Annotated in this window: 20 protein-coding genes and 1 tRNA gene; 7 read left to right on the top strand and 14 right to left on the bottom strand. The window is 64.2% G+C overall.

Translation table 11 applies throughout. The annotated features are described in order from the left end of the window. Positions 1 to 33 precede the first annotated feature (33 nt). From V5735_RS13785 to V5735_RS13765, 5 genes are all read right to left on the bottom strand, one after another. Complete coding sequence (locus V5735_RS13785; RefSeq protein ID WP_423744040.1) at positions 34 to 870, bottom strand: M55 family metallopeptidase; 837 nt, start codon at positions 868 to 870, stop codon at positions 34 to 36. Beyond that, positions 867 to 2,855 (bottom strand): prolyl oligopeptidase family serine peptidase, encoded by a 1,989-nt coding sequence (locus V5735_RS13780; protein ID WP_423744039.1) that lies wholly within the window; start codon positions 2,853 to 2,855, stop codon positions 867 to 869. The genes V5735_RS13785 and V5735_RS13780 overlap by 4 nt, the downstream gene beginning before the upstream one ends. Before the next feature lie 60 nt (positions 2,856 to 2,915). Further along, on the bottom strand, positions 2,916 to 3,641 hold the full coding sequence (locus V5735_RS13775; RefSeq protein ID WP_423744038.1) for a helix-turn-helix domain-containing protein: 726 nt from the start codon (positions 3,639 to 3,641) through the stop codon (positions 2,916 to 2,918). A gap of 137 nt (positions 3,642 to 3,778) precedes the next feature. Continuing rightward, positions 3,779 to 3,985, bottom strand: coding sequence for a hypothetical protein (locus tag V5735_RS13770; protein ID WP_423744037.1), 207 nt, complete (start codon positions 3,983 to 3,985; stop codon positions 3,779 to 3,781). Continuing rightward, a complete protein-coding gene (locus tag V5735_RS13765) occupies positions 3,985 to 5,025 on the bottom strand; it encodes a zinc-binding dehydrogenase (RefSeq protein ID WP_423744036.1) in 1,041 nt (346 codons plus the stop codon). Before V5735_RS13765 ends, V5735_RS13770 begins: the two co-directional genes overlap by 1 nt. 87 nt (positions 5,026 to 5,112) lie before the next feature. Between V5735_RS13765 and V5735_RS13760 the strand changes: the two genes are divergently transcribed. Further along, positions 5,113 to 5,754, top strand: coding sequence for a MogA/MoaB family molybdenum cofactor biosynthesis protein (locus V5735_RS13760; RefSeq protein ID WP_423744035.1), 642 nt, complete (start codon positions 5,113 to 5,115; stop codon positions 5,752 to 5,754). A gap of 2 nt (positions 5,755 to 5,756) precedes the next feature. Here V5735_RS13760 and V5735_RS13755 read toward each other — a convergent pair whose 3' ends face one another. Continuing rightward, positions 5,757 to 6,563: a TrmB family transcriptional regulator gene (locus tag V5735_RS13755; protein WP_423744034.1), complete on the bottom strand. Its 807-nt coding sequence runs from the start codon at positions 6,561 to 6,563 to the stop codon at positions 5,757 to 5,759. Positions 6,564 to 6,652: 89 nt separating this feature from the next. Next, entirely contained in the window at positions 6,653 to 8,293 is a 1,641-nt protein-coding gene (locus tag V5735_RS13750; protein WP_423744033.1) for a DUF255 domain-containing protein, read from the bottom strand. On the opposite strand from V5735_RS13750, the gene V5735_RS13745 reads away from it, so the two are divergent. Further along, on the top strand, positions 8,292 to 8,648 hold the full coding sequence (locus tag V5735_RS13745; protein ID WP_423744032.1) for a hypothetical protein: 357 nt from the start codon (positions 8,292 to 8,294) through the stop codon (positions 8,646 to 8,648). The two genes, V5735_RS13750 and V5735_RS13745, sit on opposite strands and share 2 nt — an antisense overlap. Positions 8,649 to 8,671: 23 nt before the next feature. Further along, on the top strand, positions 8,672 to 8,848 hold the full coding sequence (locus tag V5735_RS13740; RefSeq protein ID WP_423744031.1) for a hypothetical protein: 177 nt from the start codon (positions 8,672 to 8,674) through the stop codon (positions 8,846 to 8,848). 31 nt (positions 8,849 to 8,879) lie between these two features. Here V5735_RS13740 and V5735_RS13735 read toward each other — a convergent pair whose 3' ends face one another. From V5735_RS13735 to V5735_RS13715, 5 genes are all read right to left on the bottom strand, one after another. Then, positions 8,880 to 9,638, bottom strand: a complete 759-nt coding sequence (locus V5735_RS13735) for a creatininase family protein (RefSeq protein ID WP_423744030.1) — start codon at positions 9,636 to 9,638, stop codon at positions 8,880 to 8,882. A 96-nt stretch (positions 9,639 to 9,734) separates the two neighbouring features. Continuing rightward, positions 9,735 to 10,253 (bottom strand): peptidylprolyl isomerase, encoded by a 519-nt coding sequence (locus tag V5735_RS13730; RefSeq protein ID WP_423744029.1) that lies wholly within the window; start codon positions 10,251 to 10,253, stop codon positions 9,735 to 9,737. Between the two features lie 39 nt (positions 10,254 to 10,292). After that, a complete protein-coding gene (locus V5735_RS13725) occupies positions 10,293 to 10,553 on the bottom strand; it encodes a hypothetical protein (protein WP_007976904.1) in 261 nt (86 codons plus the stop codon). 41 nt (positions 10,554 to 10,594) lie between these two features. Continuing rightward, a complete protein-coding gene (locus tag V5735_RS13720; protein WP_423744028.1) occupies positions 10,595 to 10,807 on the bottom strand; it encodes a hypothetical protein in 213 nt (70 codons plus the stop codon). Between the two features lie 210 nt (positions 10,808 to 11,017). Then, complete coding sequence (locus V5735_RS13715; protein WP_423744027.1) at positions 11,018 to 12,337, bottom strand: cytochrome P450; 1,320 nt, start codon at positions 12,335 to 12,337, stop codon at positions 11,018 to 11,020. Positions 12,338 to 12,576: 239 nt separating this feature from the next. On the opposite strand from V5735_RS13715, the gene V5735_RS13710 reads away from it, so the two are divergent. Both V5735_RS13710 and V5735_RS13705 read left to right on the top strand, forming a co-directional pair. Then, positions 12,577 to 12,708 (top strand): hypothetical protein, encoded by a 132-nt coding sequence (locus tag V5735_RS13710; protein ID WP_423744026.1) that lies wholly within the window; start codon positions 12,577 to 12,579, stop codon positions 12,706 to 12,708. Between the two features lie 144 nt (positions 12,709 to 12,852). Further along, positions 12,853 to 13,050: a hypothetical protein gene (locus V5735_RS13705; RefSeq protein ID WP_423744025.1), complete on the top strand. Its 198-nt coding sequence runs from the start codon at positions 12,853 to 12,855 to the stop codon at positions 13,048 to 13,050. A gap of 261 nt (positions 13,051 to 13,311) precedes the next feature. Here V5735_RS13705 and V5735_RS13700 read toward each other — a convergent pair. Together V5735_RS13700 and V5735_RS13695 are read right to left on the bottom strand one after the other, a co-directional pair. After that, a tRNA-Ile gene (locus V5735_RS13700) sits at positions 13,312 to 13,385 on the bottom strand. A 36-nt stretch (positions 13,386 to 13,421) separates the two neighbouring features. Next, on the bottom strand, positions 13,422 to 13,979 hold the full coding sequence (locus tag V5735_RS13695) for an FxsA family protein (protein ID WP_423744024.1): 558 nt from the start codon (positions 13,977 to 13,979) through the stop codon (positions 13,422 to 13,424). A gap of 289 nt (positions 13,980 to 14,268) precedes the next feature. Here V5735_RS13695 and carB point away from each other — a divergent pair, with 289 nt between their 5' ends. Then, complete coding sequence (carB, locus tag V5735_RS13690) at positions 14,269 to 17,406, top strand: carbamoyl-phosphate synthase large subunit (protein ID WP_423744023.1); 3,138 nt, start codon at positions 14,269 to 14,271, stop codon at positions 17,404 to 17,406. Between the two features lie 79 nt (positions 17,407 to 17,485). Further along, positions 17,486 to 18,211, top strand: a complete 726-nt coding sequence (locus V5735_RS13685) for an SDR family oxidoreductase (RefSeq protein ID WP_423744022.1) — start codon at positions 17,486 to 17,488, stop codon at positions 18,209 to 18,211. The last annotated feature ends 9 nt before the right edge of the window (positions 18,212 to 18,220 follow it).

Genomic DNA, 18,220 nt, shown 5'->3' with positions numbered 1-18,220 from the left:
CGTCGAACATACCCGACGCGGGACCGCCACCGCCTACCCGTAGAACTCGTTCCTCCCTGCGCCGCCGCCGTGCAGCATCGCCACGGACGCCTCGAACGCCGCGACGTACGAGTCCGCTTCGATGCGGGTCGTCCGACCAGCGACGCGTTCGACGGACGGAATTCCCGCCGCGTTGGCGGCCTGATTCGTCGCCGCCCAGTCGGCCTCGATGGTAACCGGTTCGTCCGGCGTCGGTTGCGCGAACGACGACGCCCGACTGACCGCCCGCTCCGCACCGTCTCGAATTCGCTCCCGTGCCCGTGCGGGAGGGAGGCAGTTCGCGGTGAACCGGTCAACGCCGTCCTTGACGACGGCGGTTTCGACGTCCTCCAGACGGTCGATGGCCTCCGCTTCAGCCGCGTCGTCGCCCGTAACGAGGCCGACCGGAACGCCGAGCGAGGCCGCGAGTCCGGCGTTCCAGCCGAGTTCCCCGACCTCCGTGCCGTTCACGCGGAGCGAGAGGAGGACCTGCCCGTAGTAGGTGTGGTTCAGGACGGCCTCCGGCGTCCCGGCCTTGGCGTGATAGCCGATGAAGAAGGCGACGTCGTGGTCCTCGGACAGGCCCTGCATCATCGACCACGGTTTCGTGCCGCCGCGGATCAGGCGAGCCGATTCGTGCAGCGATTCGCGGGGCAGGTTCGTCATCGAGGAGTGCGAGTCGTTGACCAGCACCGCCTCGGCACCGCCGGAGAGTGCGCCCTCGACGGCCGCGTTCACGTCGGCAACCATCGCCTCCCGTCCGGCGGGGTAATCTGCCTCGCCTTTCACCACGTCGCTCGGGTCGGCGATGCCCGTGATTCCCTCCATATCGGCGGAGATGAAGACCTTCATCGTTCGTCCTCCAACACTCGTTCGACCTTCCTCAAGGTTCGCCTCCACGTCGCCCGCTTCGAGAAGACGTGATTCTCGTCGGGGTAATGGTCGGCGTCGAACTCCTTTCCGAGGTCGGTGAGCGTTTCGACCACCACGTCGAGTTGCTCGAAGTTGACGTACCGGTCGCCCGTCCCGTGGAAGTTGTACAGCGGAACCTCGTAGTCCGCCATGTGTGTCACCGGTGACGCCTCGTCCCAGCGCTCGGGGACCTCCCACGGTTCGCCGCCCATCCGCAACACTTCGGCCGAGACGGCCGCCGGATACTTCGTCTCCTCGGCCCACTCGCGGTACAGTTCGAGGTCCGCCAATCCGGCGAGGTTGATGCCGAGGGAGAAGGTGTCGGGGTGCGTCCCGAGGACTTGGAGCGTCGCGTAGCCGCCGTAGGAGAGGCCCCACACGGCGACGGAATCGGCGTCCACGTAGTCCAACGATTGCAGGTACTCGCCCGCACGCGCCACGTCCTCGATTTCGCCCTCCCCGCGGGACCCCGCGATGGCCTGTCTGAACTCCCGCCCGTAGCCGATACCACCGCGATAGTTGACGAACAGGCAGGCGTAGCCCTTCGCGGCGAGGTACTGGTGATAGGTGTAAAAGAGGCCGTAGGAGCGCGACGGGTGCCAGCCGTCGCGCATCTGGCGCATCGGCCCGCCGTGAACGCAGACGACGGCGGGAAGGTCCGCGGTGTCGTCCGCGACAGAATCGGACTTCCGCGGGTCCAGCAGATAGCCGTCGATACGCCGTCCCGCGCTTTCGAACTCGATTCGGTCGGGGTCGATGGGGGCCGTCGGCCATTTCTCGACTGACGAGCGGGTGAGTCGCCTCGGTTCGCCGTCAGCCACGCTCGAAACCCGAAGCTCCGGCGAGCGCGCTCGGTCGGCGTGGACGTACGCGAGGGTTTCGCCGTCCGGCGCTGGACGCGGGTGGACGTTCGTTCCGCGCGACTCCACTAGCGGCGTCGTTTCGCCGTCGAGGGTAACGGAGAACAGATGTCGCTGGCCGGGGTCGTTTCGATTGGAGGCGAAAACGAGCGTCTCGTCGTCCACCCACCGCGGCGTCGCGTCGGCGACGCCCTTGTCCTCGAACGCCCCGCGAGTGAGTTGCGTTCGCTCTCCGGACGCCACGTCGACGACGTGAACGTGGTCCCACCCGTCCAACGGGAGCGAGAGCGCGATTTTCGTCCCGTCTGGGGACACCGCCGGGGCACCGTTCGAAACGATACCGCGTTCGCGGTCGATTTCCTCGACGAGAACGGTCTCACTTCCCGTCTCAGGGTCCGCGGCAATCGTCCGCCTGACCCGCCCGCCCTCCCCGCGCCGGTCGAAAATGACGCGACCGTCGGCCAGCCACGCGGGGCAGGAACTCGCCATCTCGCCGTGCGTGCGCCAGACCAGTTCGTCGGTGTGACCGCCGGCGGACTCGACATCGATGACGCCGACGTGTGTGGTTTCGTTCTCCGCGAACCGGTAGGCGAGGAGTGCGTCGTCGTCGGACCACGCGAACATCCGGGATTCGCCGAGGAACGCGCCTCGTTTCGGCCCGTCGAACCCGCGTTCGGTTCCGGTTTCGGCGTCGCGGACGGTCGGTCGTCCGTCGCGGTAGAACGCGAACCGCGACCCGTCGTTCGACCACGTGTACGACTCCGTGGTCTCCGGCCCGGAGAACAATCGCTCGGTCGTCCGTCGCTCCGGGTCGGCGAGCAGTAACTCGCCCGCGTCGGTCGCAACGAGAAGTTCGGGGTTCGTCGGCGACCACTCGAAGTCGGTGACGTAGCACTCCTCGGGCGAAAATCGCCACGAGCGGTTCCCGTCGGGGTCGGTCACGAGCAGGACGTTCCCGTCGTCCTCGTACGTCGTCGCCGCGAGAAAGTCGCCGTCCGCGGACCACTCCGGGGGGCCGGGATACTCCACGTCCAATACGTCGGAAATCGTGAGGGAGGGTGGCATGCATCACCATTCGGGGCGACCCTCAAATCGGTTCGTGATGCGGCCAACGGGACGGTGGGGTCAGTAGTTTCGCTTGGCGAGTTTGGTGAGGAAGGCGTTGAGGACCTTCTGTTCGCCCTTCCTGAGGTGTTCGAGGAATGTCGGGCCGCTGATACCGAAGTCGGCGGCGATGTCGTTCGCGGTCACGTCCCGCGGCCAGTTGTAGTAGCCCGCCTCGTGCGCCGAGAAGAGACATTCCGTCTGGCGGGCCGAAAGCGAGTCGTAAATCCGGTCGCTGGTGTTGGCGAACTCCACGTTGTCGTGGGGGTCGACCTCGTGAATCGATTCCAACTGCACGTCGTACTCGTCTTCGAGTCTGGTGAAGACGGATTCGAGTTGGTCCGAACGGACGAGGACGGTCCAGTACTCGTACCCGCCGGTGATGTGCACGGGTTCGATGGGCATGAACTCCGAGTTGACGATTTCCGGGACGATGCTGGACGAGCGCGCGTAGGTGACGACGACGCGGGCGCGGTCGCCGCTGTGTTTCAGGATGGCCGTGCTCTCGACCACGCGGTGGGAGTCGATGGCTTCGACGAACGTCTCGATGTCGTGGTCACCCTCGGAGACGATGATGAAGTCTCCCTTAACCATCTCGTCGGTCGGGTAGAGCGACTTCTCGATGATGTGGGTTCCGTCGTACTCGTCGGAGACTTCGAGCGTCCAGCATCCCGGATGCCAGAATTTGAGTTCCACTTGCCGATGTGTCGTTCCGTCGTATTTCTCCGAGACGTGGATGACGCTCATTCTGCGTGTGTCATTCTCCCACATCATGAAAAATTTGTGTGTTGCGGAGATTACATTTCAGAAGAGGACTATCGATTCGAGAAAATGTCGGACGATACGAGACACCGGGACGTTCGTTCGGGTCGATCCGGTCGCACCTACACCCGTTTCTGCGCCGACCACACCGCCGCCCCGCCGAGCAACAGCGCCGGGATGAGCGGCAGGATGAGGTAGGCGAACTTGAACGGCAGATAGGGCGGATTGAGGTAGATGAGCAGCGGCGAAACGATGAACGCCAGTACGATTACGCCGACCAGAATCCACCCGCTCCGTCCGAACTCCCTCGATTCGCTGTTCTCGGTCATCATAACTCGCTATCTGGTTTTACCACCACTTTACCAAAGCCTTCCCGGTTTTCGAGCATCTCGTGGGCGCGGGCCGTCTCGCTCATGGGGAGTACCTCCCGAATCGCGGGTTCGAAGGTGCCGTCCCAGACGAGTTCCATCACGTCGTCCGCCTCGCCGAGGCTGGCCATCGTCGAGCCGATGACCGAGAGCTGATTCCAGAAGATGCGGTTGATGTCGGTTTCCGGTTGGCCTCCGGTGGTCGCGCCACAGGTGACGATTCGTCCGCCCTTGGCGAGACTCCTGAGCGAGTCCTGCCACGTGGCCTTGCCGATGTGATCCACGACGACATCGACGCCGCGTCCGCCGGTCATCTCACGGATTTGTGAGGCGAAATCCTCGGCCTCGTAGTCGATAACGTGGTCGGCACCGAGTTCGCGGGCGTGTTCGAGTTTGGCCTCGCTGCTCCCCGTGGCGTACACCGTCGCTCCCGCGTAGTCGGCGATCTGAACCGCCGCGTGGCCGACGCCGCCGGACGCGCCGAGGACGAGGACGCGTTCGCCCGACGTGACGTCGGCGCGCGTGATGAGCATCCGCCACGCGGTCTGGAAGACGAGCGGGGCCGCCGCGGCCGTCTCCCACGAGACGCCCTCGGGAACCGAAAGCAGGTTGTCCTCGGGGACGGCGGCGAGTTCGCTGTGAACGCCGCGGACGTGCTCGCCGATGATGTGGTAGTTGACGCACATCGAGTGCTCGCCGTGGCGGCAGAACTCGCACTTCCCGCAACTGACGCCCGCCGAGAGCGCAACGCGGTCGCCGGGTTCGAAGCGCGTCACGTCGTCGCCGACGTCCACGACCTCACCCGCCCCGTCGCTGCCGGGGATGTGCGGCATGTCGAGGGTGATTCCGGGCAGTCCGCGGCGCGTCCACACGTCCAAGTGGTTCAGCGCGCCCGCCTTCACGTCGACGAGAACCTCGTCGCGTTCCGGTTCCGGGTCGGGGAAATCGCCGTATTCGATGACTTCGGTTCCGCCGTGTTCCGTGAACTGGACGGCCTTCATGCTTGCACCGTCGGCGGCGAAGACTAAAACTGTGTGCCAACCGGGGGTCCGTGTGGACTTTTGGGGTCGCCCGCCCAAGAGTCGGACATGACGAATCACGACGATAACGGCGGAGACCACAGCGACGGCCACGATGACACCGGACACGACGGGGACGAACACGGCCATCACGACCGCGAAGACGGTCACGACAGTCACAGCGACGATGAACTCGACCACCACGCACACGACCACGACCATCACAGCCACGACGTGAGCGAACTCGGCTTCGCGGTCGTCACCGTCTCCTCGTCGCGGTCCGTGGACGACGACCCGGCGGGCGACGCTATCGCGGAACTCGTCGAGGACGCGGGACACGACGTCGTGATGCGGGAACTCGTCGCCGACGACCACGACGGTGTGCAGAAGACCGTGCACAACATCGTCGGGCGCGACGACGTTGGCGTCGTCGTCACGACCGGCGGCACCGGAGTCACGCCCGACGACGTGACGGTAGAGGCCGTTCGCCCGCTGCTCGAAAAAGAGCTACCCGGTTTCGGCGAACTGTTCCGGCGGCTCTCCTACGACGACATCGGGACGAAAATCGTCGGGACGCGAGCGACCGCGGGCGTCGCGGGCGGCGTCGTGGTCTGTTGTCTCCCCGGGAGCGAGAACGCGGTTCGACTCGGCGTGTCCGAAATCGTCCTCGAAGAGGCGGGCCACCTCGCCGGTCTCGCGCGCCGCGAGTGATATCAAAAGTGGAGCGGTTCCGCCGTCTCCCACCGCGAGGAGAACTGGCTGTTGACGTTCGCCGCGAATTCGGGGTCTTTGAGGTCTATCATGGCGAACGCCTCGCCGGGTGAGAGTGGGTTCGCGACCTCGATGCACACCTCGATGTCGTCGATGAGGTTGAACGTGCCGTCGATTTCCGGCGTCGTCCGAACCGAAAACTGCGGATGGTCGGAGAGGGTCGATGCGTATCGCTGTCCGACGCTCTCGGGGAGCGTGCTGACGAGTTCCGGCGACATGAGGACGGACACGTCCACGCCGCGGTCCAACGCGCGTTCGAGGTGCTCGGTGACGGTATCGCCGATATTTCCGATGTCGAACGTCGGCGAGACGCGCCCGGCAACCATGTCGATGCGACGCTCCGCGGCGTCCAACCGCTCGATGAGCAGTTCGAGCGAGTCGTCCGCGCCGACCGCCGCCGTCCAGAACCCCTCCTCGATGGGGGGCTCCACGGCGTCCAGTTCGGTGCTCAACTCGTCGACGATATCTTCGTACTGGTTCGCCTTCGCGTTCAGTTCGTCCAGCTTGTCGTCCAGCAGTCGGTCGAGTGCGGTGCTGGGTTCGACCGCGACGTACTTTTTCGGACGGCTCGCGCTCTGACTCCGGACGAGATTGTGCGTCTCCAGACTGTTGAGAACGTCGTAAATCCGCCCCATCGGAACGTCGCTCACCCGGGAGAGGTCCTTCGCCGTCGTCGGACCGGTGTTCAACAGCGCCCGGTACGCGCGAGCTTCGTATTCGGAGAGACCCAAATCGCGGAGACTTGCCATATCTGATGACATTAGGGCGACAGTATAAAAACGCTACGTGCGTTTTCCGGACATTCGACCGAATGCCCGCTTATTTTCTCAGAAACAGTTCAGAAGAAACTCGCCGCCAGTTCACTCAACTCCGCGGGCGACCTCGCCGCGTCCGAGACCGTTTCGCCATCGACGAGGTGGGCGGTGCCCCGCTCGTACTCGCCGTCGGGGTCGAGCAGGACCACCTTCTCGTGGTCGGCGAGACGAAGCGCGGCGCGATGCAGGTTCGACCCCGCTTCGGTGGCCACGACGACTCGCAGGGGCGGACGGCACAATCGGGACGCGGCGGTGGCGTAGCCAGCCACCTGCACGCCGATTCTGTCCGCCGCACCGGCGAACGCGCCGACGGCGGCCCGTGCCGCGTCTTCGTACGCTTCCTCGCCCGTCAGCATGGCCAAATCGACCAGCGCGTCCGCGATTGCGGCGTTGTCGTCCACGGGTCGAAGCGACCGGTCGAGCAGGCCCGATCCCTCCTCCGGCCCGTCGATGAACGCACCGTCGTCCGTCTGCAGCGTGTCGATGGCGTGGTCGGCGACGGAGCGGGCGGTGTCGAGGTAGCCGTCCTCGTCCCCGAGCACTTGCGCGGCGGTGACGAACGCTCGAATCACGGTGGCTTGGTCGGCGAGCAGGCCCCGTTCGCCCTCCTCGTCGCCGTCGCGGTAGTGAACGACCGCGCCGTCCTCGACGTACGACGAGAGGAAATTGAGGGTCCGCTCGGCGTAGCGGCGGGCGTGTTCGTCGTCCGTGTAGGCGGTGTACGTGAGCAGGGCGTCGGCGGCGAGCGCGTTCCGGTCGGCGAAAGCCGTGAAATCGACCGCCGGAGCTTCCCGGCTCTCGCGGTCGCTCGCGTCGCCCTCGTAATAGCCGTCGCCGGGGCGCTGGCTGCCGCCGAAGGCGTCGCCCTCCCAGAGCGTCGTCGTCAGGTACTCGACGGTCTTCGCGGCGGGGTCGCGGTAGCGCTCCTCGCCCGTGTACAGGTAGGCGTTCGCGTAGGTGCGCAACAGCGCGGCGTTCACGTCGAGCATCTTCTCGCGGTGAACGTCGTTCCACTCGCGGGTCCCGGCGTAGCGGAAGAAGCCGCCCTCGTAGTCGTCGTAGAGGTTCGCCGTGATGGGCGAGAGCGTGGCGAGCGCGCGCTTCCGGTCCCGTTTCAGCGCGAACTCGACGGTCCGGGGAAGCGGGAATTTCGCGTCGTCGCCCCAACCGCCGTTGGTCGGGTCGAACCGGTCTTCCACCTGACCCACCAGCAGGCGCTCGATTTCGTCCGTGACTTCGCCCGCTGGGGGATTCTGGTCGCGGACGGTTCGCGGGACTTGCGACGCCTCGCGTCCCTTGTGCTTCCAGAGGTCCCGCACCTGTCCGACGACCTGACGCATGGTGTTCGCGTCGAGGAACGTCGCGCCGGTCAGGTGTTCGCCTTCGGGCGTGAGGAACACCGTCGTCGGGAAGCCGCCCATGTTGTACCGCTCTCTGACGCGGGGGTGGCGGTCGATGTCGGCCCGAACCGGAATGAACGAGTCGTTGACGTTCGCCGCCAGCGTCGGCAGCGCGTAGGTCGTCTCGTCCATCTCGTGGCACCACGAACACCAGCGCGCCGACAGCGAGAGCAGGACGGGTTTGTCTTCCCCCCGCGCCTCCTCGAACGCCGCGTCACCCCACTCGCGCCACTCGACTTTCGTCCGTTCCGCAGAGTCGTCCATGGCGAGGCTTGGCGTCGAACGACGGAAGTGGTTTCGGAATCGGCATGCCGACGGAGGACAAACCGCCGCAAATCGACATCCGTCCGGCCAACGGGACGCGCGGTGGTCGCGGCGCGTCCACATCGAACGCGCCGCGACCACGCCCGGGGGAGGAACGGGGGCGCCGAGGATGGGCGGCCGTGCGGTTCCGGCCGCCCATCCGCATGCGGTGCGGTCGTGGACCCTAGCAATCGTGGTGAAAACCGGTCGTCGTGTCGAAACCCTCGGCGGCGAACGGTCGAAAATCAACGATTTTCGGTATTCCACCGAGAAGACGAACAGCACGGACCCTCCGCTCGTGAGCAAAAATATATAGAAACACGACACGTCGTTTCGAACATGCGTCCGAAAGCGAAACACATGCTCGGCGCGTGCCTTCTCGTCGTCGGTGCCCTCCTCGTTCTCTCCCTGCACGTGTACCCGTTCCACTACGGTTTTACAGAAAGCGGCGTTCTCGTGGGACTGCTCGTCTGCCTCGCGCTGGTCGAAATCGTCCTCAACAACGCGTCGATCTGAGTTTCGAGACGCCGACCACCGAGCGGTACGCTCAGATGGCCTCGCGCTCCGCTTCGATTCGCTCCGCGTACGCCGACGCGACGGTATCGAGAATCTCCTCACCGGCCTCCGTGGTCCCTTCGCGCGGGTCGCCGAGGACGCCGTTCTCTGTGATGGACTGAAACCCCTCGCTCAGCAACCGAGAGACGGAAATCTCCTCGTCGTGGCCGACTTCGAGTTCGTCGGTTCGGACCAGCCCCTCGTCTATCGCCAGTACCATCGCCGTCTCCGCGGCCCCCGCGTGAATCACGTCCTCTTGGTACTCCACGCCGCCCTTTCGGAGGCCCTCGTTCTGGAGTTCCATGAGGTCCGCGAGGTCAGCGAGCGCGATGACGTTCGCGTCGACGTCGCGGGCAACCTCCGGAGCGACGGTGTTGACGGGTGCGAAGTTGCCGCCGTGAGTCGGAACGAGGACGATGTGTTCGAAGCCGTGTTCGTCCAACGACTCGCAGTACGCGCGAATCAAGTCCATGAGCACCGCCGCGGGGACCGTTATCGTTCCCGGGAACTCCATGTGATGCCCCGAACAGCCGGGACGAACGGTCGGTGCGGCCAGCGCGTCGCCGAGTTTCTCCGCGATTCGTTTCGCCAGTTCGTCGCCCGCCAGCGTGTCCATTATCAGCGGGAGATGCGGACCGTGTTGTTCGACCGACCCGACCGCTACGATAACGGTCCGTCTTCCATCGTCGAGGGCGGCTTCGACTTCCGGCCAGCTGTGCTTCGCGAGTTCGGTGTTAGAATTCGTCGTCATGTCTGTTACGGTGCATGAGTGTCGCAATCGAACGGGCAGAAATCACCCGGTAGCTGTGAAGATGAACCGAAAAAGAATCGACGTTCGCGTCGGCGCTCAGTCGTGAATCTCGACGGATTCGAGAACCACGTCGTCGAGCGGTTTGTCCTGCGGGTTCGTATCGACGTCACCGATCTCTTCGACGACGTCCATGCCGTCGATGACCTCGCCGAACACGGCGTGACGGTTGTCGAGGTGCGGTTGAGCGTCGAGCGTGATGAAGAACTGCGAGCCGTTGGTGTTCGGGCCGGAGTTCGCCATCGAGAGGACACCCGGGCCGTCGTGGGAGAGTTCGGGGTGGAACTCGTCGTCGAACTGGTAACCGGGACCGCCGCGGCCGGTTCCGGTCGGATCGCCGCCCTGAATCATGAATCCGTCGATGACGCGGTGGAAGAGCACGTCGTCGTAGAGCGGTTGGTCGGTCATTCGGTCGCCCGACTGCGGGTCCGTCCATTCGCGCTCGCCGGTCGCCAAACCGACGAAGTTTCCGACGGTTCGGGGTGCGCGTTCGTCGAACAATCGAACCTCGATGTCGCCGTGATTCGTGTGAAGCGTGGCCGTTAGGTCGTCTGCCATGTCCGAACGGTCGGCCTCCAAGGAAAAAAGACGTTCTATCTATCGACCGGCCGTCGTGTACAGCAGGGGCGCGATGACCAGCAACACGACGCCGAGATAGGCGTACGTGGCCGGTGCCCCCATCGACACGATGAGGAGGAACAGAATGCCGAACAGAATCGAGTTCAGCGAAAGTACTTTCCGTGACTTCAGCGGAATCGAAGCCACGAGCGAAACCGCGAACAGCGCGAAAATCGCGTCTCCGACGTTGATTTTGAGAAGGAAGTCGTCGACGAGCGGTAGTGGGACGAACTCGAACATTCCTGTCCGAAAGTCGGTGTGAGTTCTCCTTTAAACTTCCGCTATGCCCCGCTCGAACCGGTCAACTCCAGCGGTCTGATCCAGACGTACCAGATTGCGACGGCGGCCGAGAGATAACCGGTGTAGAAGATCACGGACCCGAGCAGACCGTACCCGCTCTGGGTCAGGACGTATTTCAGCATGCCCGGCACGATGACGCCGAGCGCCATGGCCAAACCGAACCGAACCTTCTTCGCGGCATTCCCTGTGCTCATACCACCGGCTTCGTCCTCCACCCGCGTGAATCGCACGGTTTTGTCCGCCGGGAACCAAGTGACAGAACACAAACCATTCATCGAGGACAACATATATCTGTCATGAGGCGCGAGCGGATACTTGCGGGCGGTATCGCCGTCCTCGTCCTTCTCGCGGCCGGAATCGGCATCTCGGTCGTCGTCCGGGAGATGGACTGAAAGAGGAACGGTCTACCGCGCTCGCACCGTCACCTCGACCGGATTCTCCGGATGTAAGGTGACGAGCGGAACGAGGTCCAACGGCGCGGTGGAAACGAGGTCGAACTCGAATCGCGTGCCGAGCGTCGCCAGTACGAGTTTCGCCTCGCGCATGGCGAAGCCGTCGCCGATACACTTGCGCGGGCCGCCGCCGAACGGGAAGTAGGCGAACGGCGGGAGTTCGCGGCGGAGCTCGTCCGTCCAGCGTTCGGGTCGGAATTCCCACGGGTCGGGGAAAAACCGCTCGTCGTGGTGGACGACCCACTGCGGCGTGGAGACGATGGTGTCCGCCGGGACGTGGAATCCGGCGAGTTCGTCCGCCGCTACCGCCTGCCGGTAGACGACGTAGGCGGGCGGATACAGTCGCATCGTCTCCGTAACGATGTCGTCGAGGTAGTCGAGGTCCGCGAGGTCGGCGACCGTCGGCGTTCCCTCCACCACCGAATCGAGTTCGTCGTGAAATCGCTCCGCGACCTCGGGGTGTTTCGAGAGCAGATACCACGCGTACGTGAGCGTCAAGGCCGTCGTGTCGTGTCCAGCGAGCAACATCGTCATCATCTCGTTGCGGACGCTCTCGTCGGAGAGTGCTCCCTCGTCGCGCCGGTCGAGCAACACGCCGAGCAGGTCGTCCTCGTCGCCGGTGTACTCGTGTTGGCGGCGAATCTCCCGAAGGATTCGGTCCAACGTCTCCACGGCGCGGTGATAGCGCACGTTTCGCGGCGTCGGCACCTCTTCGGGAACGAACCCCTGCGGACCGGGTTGGAAGCGCTCGCCGACTTCCATCAGGGCTTCCCGAATCGCGCGTTCCATCCCGTCGATTCGAGCGCCGAGCAGGCTCTCGACGACGATTCTGAGGGTGAGTTCCGACATCTCGGCGTGGATGTCGATGTGCCCCCCGTCGGAAAACGAATCGGCCAACTCGGTCGTATCGCGGACGATTATCTCCCCGTACTCGTCCAGTTTCTCGCCGTAGAAAGACGGTTGCATGGCCTTGCGCTGGCGCTGCCAGTGGTCGCCGTCGCTGGTCAGCAGACCGTCGCCGAGTAAACCACCTAATCCCTCGTCGCCGCCCAGACTCGGCTTGCGGTAGTTCGCGGCGTTCGTCACGAGGACGCGTCGGATGGCCGCCGGGTCGGTCACCTGGTAGACCTCCGTTCCGTACACGTCGATGCGGGCCACGTCGCCGTACTCGCGTGCGACGCGCTCCATGAACCCCAGCGGGTCGTCTGCGTACTGCAAGCTCGACCCCAGAAACGGTACCCCCTCCGGTCCCGATGGCACGCGGTTCGCCATGGTTGTGATTGGGTCGCACGCGGTAAGAACCTGCGCCCAAACGGGTGACTGACCTATTATGAATCGTCGTGGAGGGGTTCGAACGCGGGGTGTACCTGCTCTTGAAAAACAGACTGTTGGGGACGCGACGGAGCGGCGGAAGCGGGAACCGGGATTCAACTGACGGCGATTTCTCCCGGGTTTTCGAGGAACGGGCCGAGCGCCACAACCGATTTCAGTGACTCTCTCGACGAGAACCCATGGAGAACGAGGGGGCGGAAACCGACTATCCGAACTGGTGCGGACTGGCGAAACACCTGCTGACGGGGCTGGCGGTCATTTCGTTCGTCTGGGTGGTACGGAAAGTGCAGAGGGACGGAAGCGACCGCTGACGGTCGTGAAGTGGTGGAAAACCGGACCGCGAGAGAGAACTCTCGAAGGCTCGTCGTCTCTCCAGAAATCACGAGTCCCGTTCACGGGTTCTCCGTCCAATTCTCAATCGATGGGACCTTTTATCTACCTGAAGTAGTGGGCACATGGCCCTTAAAAAGAGCCTTCTGAGCGGTTTCGTAGCATTCATCGTCGCAACAGCCGCTGCGCGTGTCGTCGGCGGCAAAGAACTCGGGACGGGGAGCGGCATCTTGACCGGGGTGTCAGTGGCCCTGAGCACGTGGGTATCCAGTCGTCGGAATGTGGCGGAAACCGAACTCGAAGACGAAACGACGGCTGCGTAATCGGACAAGAGCGTGAAGTAGAAGATAAACCGTGTATTTTTGCACACGTCGATAGATTGAACGACCCGTCCGGTTTCGGGAAGGGGTTCACAGCGACCACCTCTGGCTATGGAAATCGCCAGAAGGCGTAGATAGCCGTCGGGAAACAAGTTCAACGTCACACGAGAAGCGGGTCGCTGTAGAATGTGAGTACCGTAAGATTAGTTGGCTGGGGAGGTTGCGCCCCGTTTTCGATCGGTCAGTGACCGGTTGAAATTGGGATGGGCCAACGCGGATTTGAACCGCGGACCTCCCGGTTATCAGCCGAGCGCTCAACCTAACTGAGCTATTGGCCCCGGTTGGACGCAATTACTCGTTGCCGGTTGTGAGTTTTAAGGGTTTCCTTTCTCCTCCGAGTCGTCATCGAAATCGATATCATAGGCGTCCGAATCCACCCGGTACGTGTCACCACCGGAACCGTTCGAGGAGGTCGTGTTGCCCGAATTTCCGGTTCCGGTGACGTTGCCGCCGTTCGGGAAGCCGAAGGTGTAGACGTTGCCCGTGGCGAACCCGCCGGTCTGCTTGTCGAGGTAGGGCGTGATGACCCACTTTTTCGCCACGGTACGGAACACCGCACGCGTGGGCGGGAGCGCGAACAGGAATCCGAGCGTGTCCGTGATGAGGCCGGGCGTGAGCAGGAAGGCACCCGAGACGAGCAGGAAGCCGCCGTCGATGATGCGGTTCGTCGGGGCGTCCCCTCGTGCGAGGTCGGTTTGAATCCGTCTGATGGTGTGTCTCCCCTCGGCACGGACGAGCATCATGCCGATGAGGGCGGTCAGTACCACGAGCGCGACGGTGATCATCCAGCCGATCTGCGAGGCGACGAAGATGAGGAACAGCCCGTCGAGTAACGGTATCAACAGCAACAGCGCCAGCAACCGTTTCCACATGATTCGACGTAGTGGTTCAGGCTGTAAAACCCTTTACCTGCAGATATGTACTCGAAGAGGTGAACGTGAGGACGGAAAAATCCCCTGCTGAAACGCCGATTGCGCCTACGACAATTGTTCCTTCGTTCAGTTCTGGGCTCCGTCCTCCGTTTTCCGTCCTGTAATTCACGGAATCCTCTCGAACAACGCAAATCTGCTCGTGGATTTCCGAAATTCGAAATTCAGTTTCGTTCCTCGTAATGATTCGTGGGGCTTATTACGATGTACGAACTTCACACCGATAACAACCATGAGTGAGGACACCGAGGACAGGACGATTTTGCTCATCGGAAGCGGACCCATCCAAATAGGGCAGGCAGCGGAGTTCGACTACTCCGGCGCACAGGCCTGCCGCGCGCTACAGGAAGAGGGGGCGCGAGTCGTTCTCGTGAACTCCAACCCGGCGACCATCATGACCGACCCGGAGATGGCCGACGAGGTGTACATCGAGCCCATCACGACGGACGCCATCGCCGAAATCATCCGGAAGGAGCGCCCGGACGGCGTTATCGCCGGACTGGGCGGACAGACGGGACTGAACGTCACCGCCGAACTCAGCGAGGAGGGCATCCTCGACGAGTACGACGTGGAGATAATGGGGACGCCCCTCGACACCATCTACGCCACCGAGGACCGCGACCTCTTCCGCGAGCGGATGCAGGACTTGGGCCAACCGATGCCGCGTTCGACGACCATCACGCTCGACGAGGGCGAATCGGTCACCGAGTTGGACGAGGACGCGCTGGGTGAACGGGTCGAGGAGGCCGTGGAATCCGTCGGCGGCCTCCCCGTCATCTCGCGGACGACCTACACCCTCGGCGGGTCCGGGTCCGGCGTCGTCCACGAGATGGACGAACTGAAAGAGCGCGTGCGGAAGGGACTGCGCCTCTCGCGCAACAACGAGGTGCTCATCACGGAGTCCATCGAGGGATGGGTCGAACTGGAGTACGAGGTAATGCGCGACGCCGACAACTCGTGTATCATCATCTGTAACATGGAGAACCTCGACCCGATGGGGATTCACACGGGCGAGTCAACCGTCGTCACGCCCTCGCAGGTCATCCCAGACGAGGGACACCAAGAGATGCGCGACGTGGCCCTCGAAGTCATCCGCGATTTGGGGATTCAGGGCGGGTGTAACATCCAGTTCGCGTGGCACGACGACGGCACGCCCGGCGGCGAGTACCGCGTCGTCGAAGTGAACCCGCGCGTCTCGCGTTCCTCGGCGCTGGCCTCCAAGGCGACGGGGTACCCCATCGCCCGCGTCACGGCGAAGGTCGCGCTCGGCAAGCGCCTGCACGAAATCGAGAACGAAATCACGGGCGAGACCACGGCGGCGTTCGAACCCGCCATCGACTACGTGGTGACGAAGGTGCCGCGCTGGCCCAAGGACAAGTTCGACGACGTGGACTTCGAACTCGGCACCGCGATGAAATCGACCGGCGAGGCGATGGCCATCGGGCGCACCTTCGAGGAGAGCCTCCTCAAAGCCCTCCGCAGTTCCGAGTACGAACCCGACGCGGAGTGGGACGAGGTTTCCGACGACGAACTCGAAACCCACTATCTCGAACGGCCGAGCCCCGACCGCCCGTACGCCATGTTCGAGGCGTTCGAGCGCGGCTACACCGCCGAACGGGTCGCGGACCTGACCGGCATCGAATCGTGGTACGTCGAGCGCTACGGGCGCATCGCGGAATCCGTCGAGGCCGCGCAGGACGGCGAGTTCGCCCCCGCCGCCGAGAAAGGATTCACGAACCAGGAGGTCGCGTCGATGGCCGGTGCCGACGTCGGCTCGGTCGAGACGGCCGCCCCCGACCGCTCGTTCAAGCAGGTCGACACCTGTGCGGGCGAGTTCGCCGCCTCGACGCCGTACTACTACTCCGCTCGCACCGCCCGCGAGACGAACGTGTTCGGCACGGACGAACTGCAGGTGAACCCCGACGTGGAGAGCGTCGTGGTCGTCGGCGGCGGCCCGATTCGCATCGGGCAGGGCGTCGAGTTCGACTACTGCTCGGTTCACGCGGTCCGCGCGCTCCGCGAGATGGGCATCGAAGCTCACGTCGTGAACAACAACCCGGAGACGGTTTCGACGGACTACGACACCTCCGACGGCCTGTTCTTCGAACCGATAACGGCCGAAGAGGTTGCCGACGTCATCGAGGCGACGAACGCCGACGGCGTGATGGTCCAGTTCGGCGGTCAGACCTCGGTCGATATCGGCCACCCGCTGGAGGAGGAGCTCGAACGCCGTGACCTCGATTGCACGGTCCTCGGCACCACGGTGGACGCCATGGACCTCGCGGAGGACCGCGACCGCTTCAACCGCCTGATGGACGACTTGGGAATCGAACAGCCGACCGGCGGGAGCGCGACGAGCGAGGAGGAAGCCCTCGAACTCGCGCACGACATCGGCTACCCCGTCCTCGTGCGTCCGTCCTACGTCCTCGGCGGCCGCGCGATGGACATCGTGTACGACGACGACGAACTCACGGAGTACATCGAGGAGGCGGTTCGCGTCTCGCCCGACAAACCCATCCTCGTGGACGAGTTCCTCGCCGACGCGGTGGAACTGGACGTGGACGCCGTTTCCGACGGCGAGAACATCGTCATCGGCGGCATCATGGAGCACGTCGAGAGCGCGGGCGTCCACTCGGGCGACTCGGCCTGCATGATTCCGACTCGCTCGCTGTCCGAGGAGACGCTGGGTCGCGTGCGCGAAGTGACCGAGGACATCGCCCGCGCCCTCGATACGGTCGGGCTGATGAACGTCCAGTTGGCCGTTCAGGACGGAACGGTCTACGTCCTCGAAGCGAACCCGCGTTCCTCGCGGACGGTTCCGTTCGTCTCGAAGGCGACGGGCGTCCCGATAGCGAAACTCGCGGCGAAGGTGATGGCCGGGGAGACGCTCGCAGATCTCGATGTGGTCGAACAGATTCCCGAGCAGACGAGCGTGAAAGAGGTCGTCCTCCCGTTCGACCGCCTCTCCGGGTCCGACCCGCGCCTCGGCCCGGAGATGAAATCGACGGGTGAAGTGATGGGCACCGCCGACTCGTTCGGCAAGGCCTACGAGAAGGCCCAATCCGCCGCCTCGAACGCGCTTCCGACGGAGGGCGTCGCGGTCATCGAACTCGACGTGGACGGCTTCGGCGACTACTACGAACTCGCCGAGTTCGAGGACACCGCGAAGGCGGTCCGGGAAGGCAAAATCGACCTCCTCGTGAGCGACGACCGCGAGGTATTGGAGATGGCCGTCGAGGAAGACATCACGTACTTCACGACCGCCGCCAGCGCGACGGCGGCGGTCGAAGCGCTCGGCGCGCGCGACGAACCGATTTGCGTGCAGTCGGTCGGCGACAGGCCGAAAGTCGAGCGCGAGTGGGGACGGTAACGCGTCGTTTTCCCCGTCCGTCTACTCCGACACCGTTGGCCGCGAAACCTTTCTCCGTTCTATGCGAACTACTAGTGACATGTCCGACGAAATCGAGCGACTGCTAGTCGCGGGTGCGAGCGGCGAGACGGGACGCGAACTGCTCCGACGACTGCGCGATACGGATATCACCGTCAGGGCGATGACTCGCTCGCGCGAGAAGGAGCGAGCGCTGTCGGAAGACGGTGCGGACGAGGTTATCGTCGGCGACCTACTGGACCCGGCGGACGCCTCGCGCGCCGTCGCCGACTGCAACGGCGTCCTCTGCGCCGTCGGGTCGTCGCCGGGGGTGCACGCTCTGGTGGGCGACCTCGTGGACGGGGCGGGCGTCGAGAACCTCGTCCACGCGGCCGTCGCCGCCAACGTCGAGCACTTCGTCTTCGAGAGTTCCATCGGCGTCGGCGACTCCCGTGAAGGGGTACCCGCGCCGTTTCGGCTCCTCCTCTGGCGCGTCCTCAACGCGAAAAATCACGCCGAATCCGTGCTTCGGACCTCGGGCGTTCCGTACACCATCATCCGCCCCGGCGGACTGACGAACGCGCCCGCGACCGGCGACGTGTTGGTCGGCGAGGGCGGCGAAACCGTCTCCGGGTCCATCCCGCGTGCGGACGTCGCTCGACTGATGATCGGCGCGCTCTTCACGCCCGAAGCCGAGAACCGGACGTTCGAAGTCGTCAGTCGGGACGGCCACCGCGGAACGTCGCGGGGGCTGGTCGAACTCGATTGGCGGGTTCCGGGCGAGAGAGGAATCGAAATCGAGGAATAATCGGAAAAC

The organism is Haladaptatus sp. SPP-AMP-3, from assembly GCF_049568665.1.
GTDB lineage: Archaea > Halobacteriota > Halobacteria > Halobacteriales > Haladaptataceae > Haladaptatus > Haladaptatus paucihalophilus.
Note: the sequence above shows the minus strand (reverse complement) of the source record. Positions and strands in the feature narration are given on the sequence as shown.

Bases quoted from the DNA above. Each gene is read 5' to 3' on its own strand.
- V5735_RS13785 (WP_423744040.1), bottom strand. From the start codon at position 870: ATGAAGGTCTTCATCTCCGCCGATATGGAGGGAATCACGGGCATCGCC.
- V5735_RS13780 (WP_423744039.1), bottom strand. From the start codon at position 2,855: ATGCCACCCTCCCTCACGATTTCCGACGTATTGGACGTGGAGTATCCC.
- V5735_RS13775 (WP_423744038.1), bottom strand. From the start codon at position 3,641: ATGAGCGTCATCCACGTCTCGGAGAAATACGACGGAACGACACATCGG.
- V5735_RS13770 (WP_423744037.1), bottom strand. From the start codon at position 3,985: ATGACCGAGAACAGCGAATCGAGGGAGTTCGGACGGAGCGGGTGGATT.
- V5735_RS13765 (WP_423744036.1), bottom strand. From the start codon at position 5,025: ATGAAGGCCGTCCAGTTCACGGAACACGGCGGAACCGAAGTCATCGAA.
- V5735_RS13760 (WP_423744035.1), top strand. From the start codon at position 5,113: ATGACGAATCACGACGATAACGGCGGAGACCACAGCGACGGCCACGAT.
- V5735_RS13755 (WP_423744034.1), bottom strand. From the start codon at position 6,563: ATGGCAAGTCTCCGCGATTTGGGTCTCTCCGAATACGAAGCTCGCGCG.
- V5735_RS13745 (WP_423744032.1), top strand. From the start codon at position 8,292: ATGGCGAGGCTTGGCGTCGAACGACGGAAGTGGTTTCGGAATCGGCAT.
- V5735_RS13750 (WP_423744033.1), bottom strand. From the start codon at position 8,293: ATGGACGACTCTGCGGAACGGACGAAAGTCGAGTGGCGCGAGTGGGGT.
- V5735_RS13740 (WP_423744031.1), top strand. From the start codon at position 8,672: ATGCGTCCGAAAGCGAAACACATGCTCGGCGCGTGCCTTCTCGTCGTC.
- V5735_RS13735 (WP_423744030.1), bottom strand. From the start codon at position 9,638: ATGACGACGAATTCTAACACCGAACTCGCGAAGCACAGCTGGCCGGAA.
- V5735_RS13730 (WP_423744029.1), bottom strand. From the start codon at position 10,253: ATGGCAGACGACCTAACGGCCACGCTTCACACGAATCACGGCGACATC.
- V5735_RS13725 (WP_007976904.1), bottom strand. From the start codon at position 10,553: ATGTTCGAGTTCGTCCCACTACCGCTCGTCGACGACTTCCTTCTCAAA.
- V5735_RS13720 (WP_423744028.1), bottom strand. From the start codon at position 10,807: ATGAGCACAGGGAATGCCGCGAAGAAGGTTCGGTTCGGTTTGGCCATG.
- V5735_RS13715 (WP_423744027.1), bottom strand. From the start codon at position 12,337: ATGGCGAACCGCGTGCCATCGGGACCGGAGGGGGTACCGTTTCTGGGG.
- V5735_RS13710 (WP_423744026.1), top strand. From the start codon at position 12,577: ATGGAGAACGAGGGGGCGGAAACCGACTATCCGAACTGGTGCGGACTG.
- V5735_RS13705 (WP_423744025.1), top strand. From the start codon at position 12,853: ATGGCCCTTAAAAAGAGCCTTCTGAGCGGTTTCGTAGCATTCATCGTC.
- V5735_RS13695 (WP_423744024.1), bottom strand. From the start codon at position 13,979: ATGTGGAAACGGTTGCTGGCGCTGTTGCTGTTGATACCGTTACTCGAC.
- carB (WP_423744023.1), top strand. From the start codon at position 14,269: ATGAGTGAGGACACCGAGGACAGGACGATTTTGCTCATCGGAAGCGGA.
- V5735_RS13685 (WP_423744022.1), top strand. From the start codon at position 17,486: ATGTCCGACGAAATCGAGCGACTGCTAGTCGCGGGTGCGAGCGGCGAG.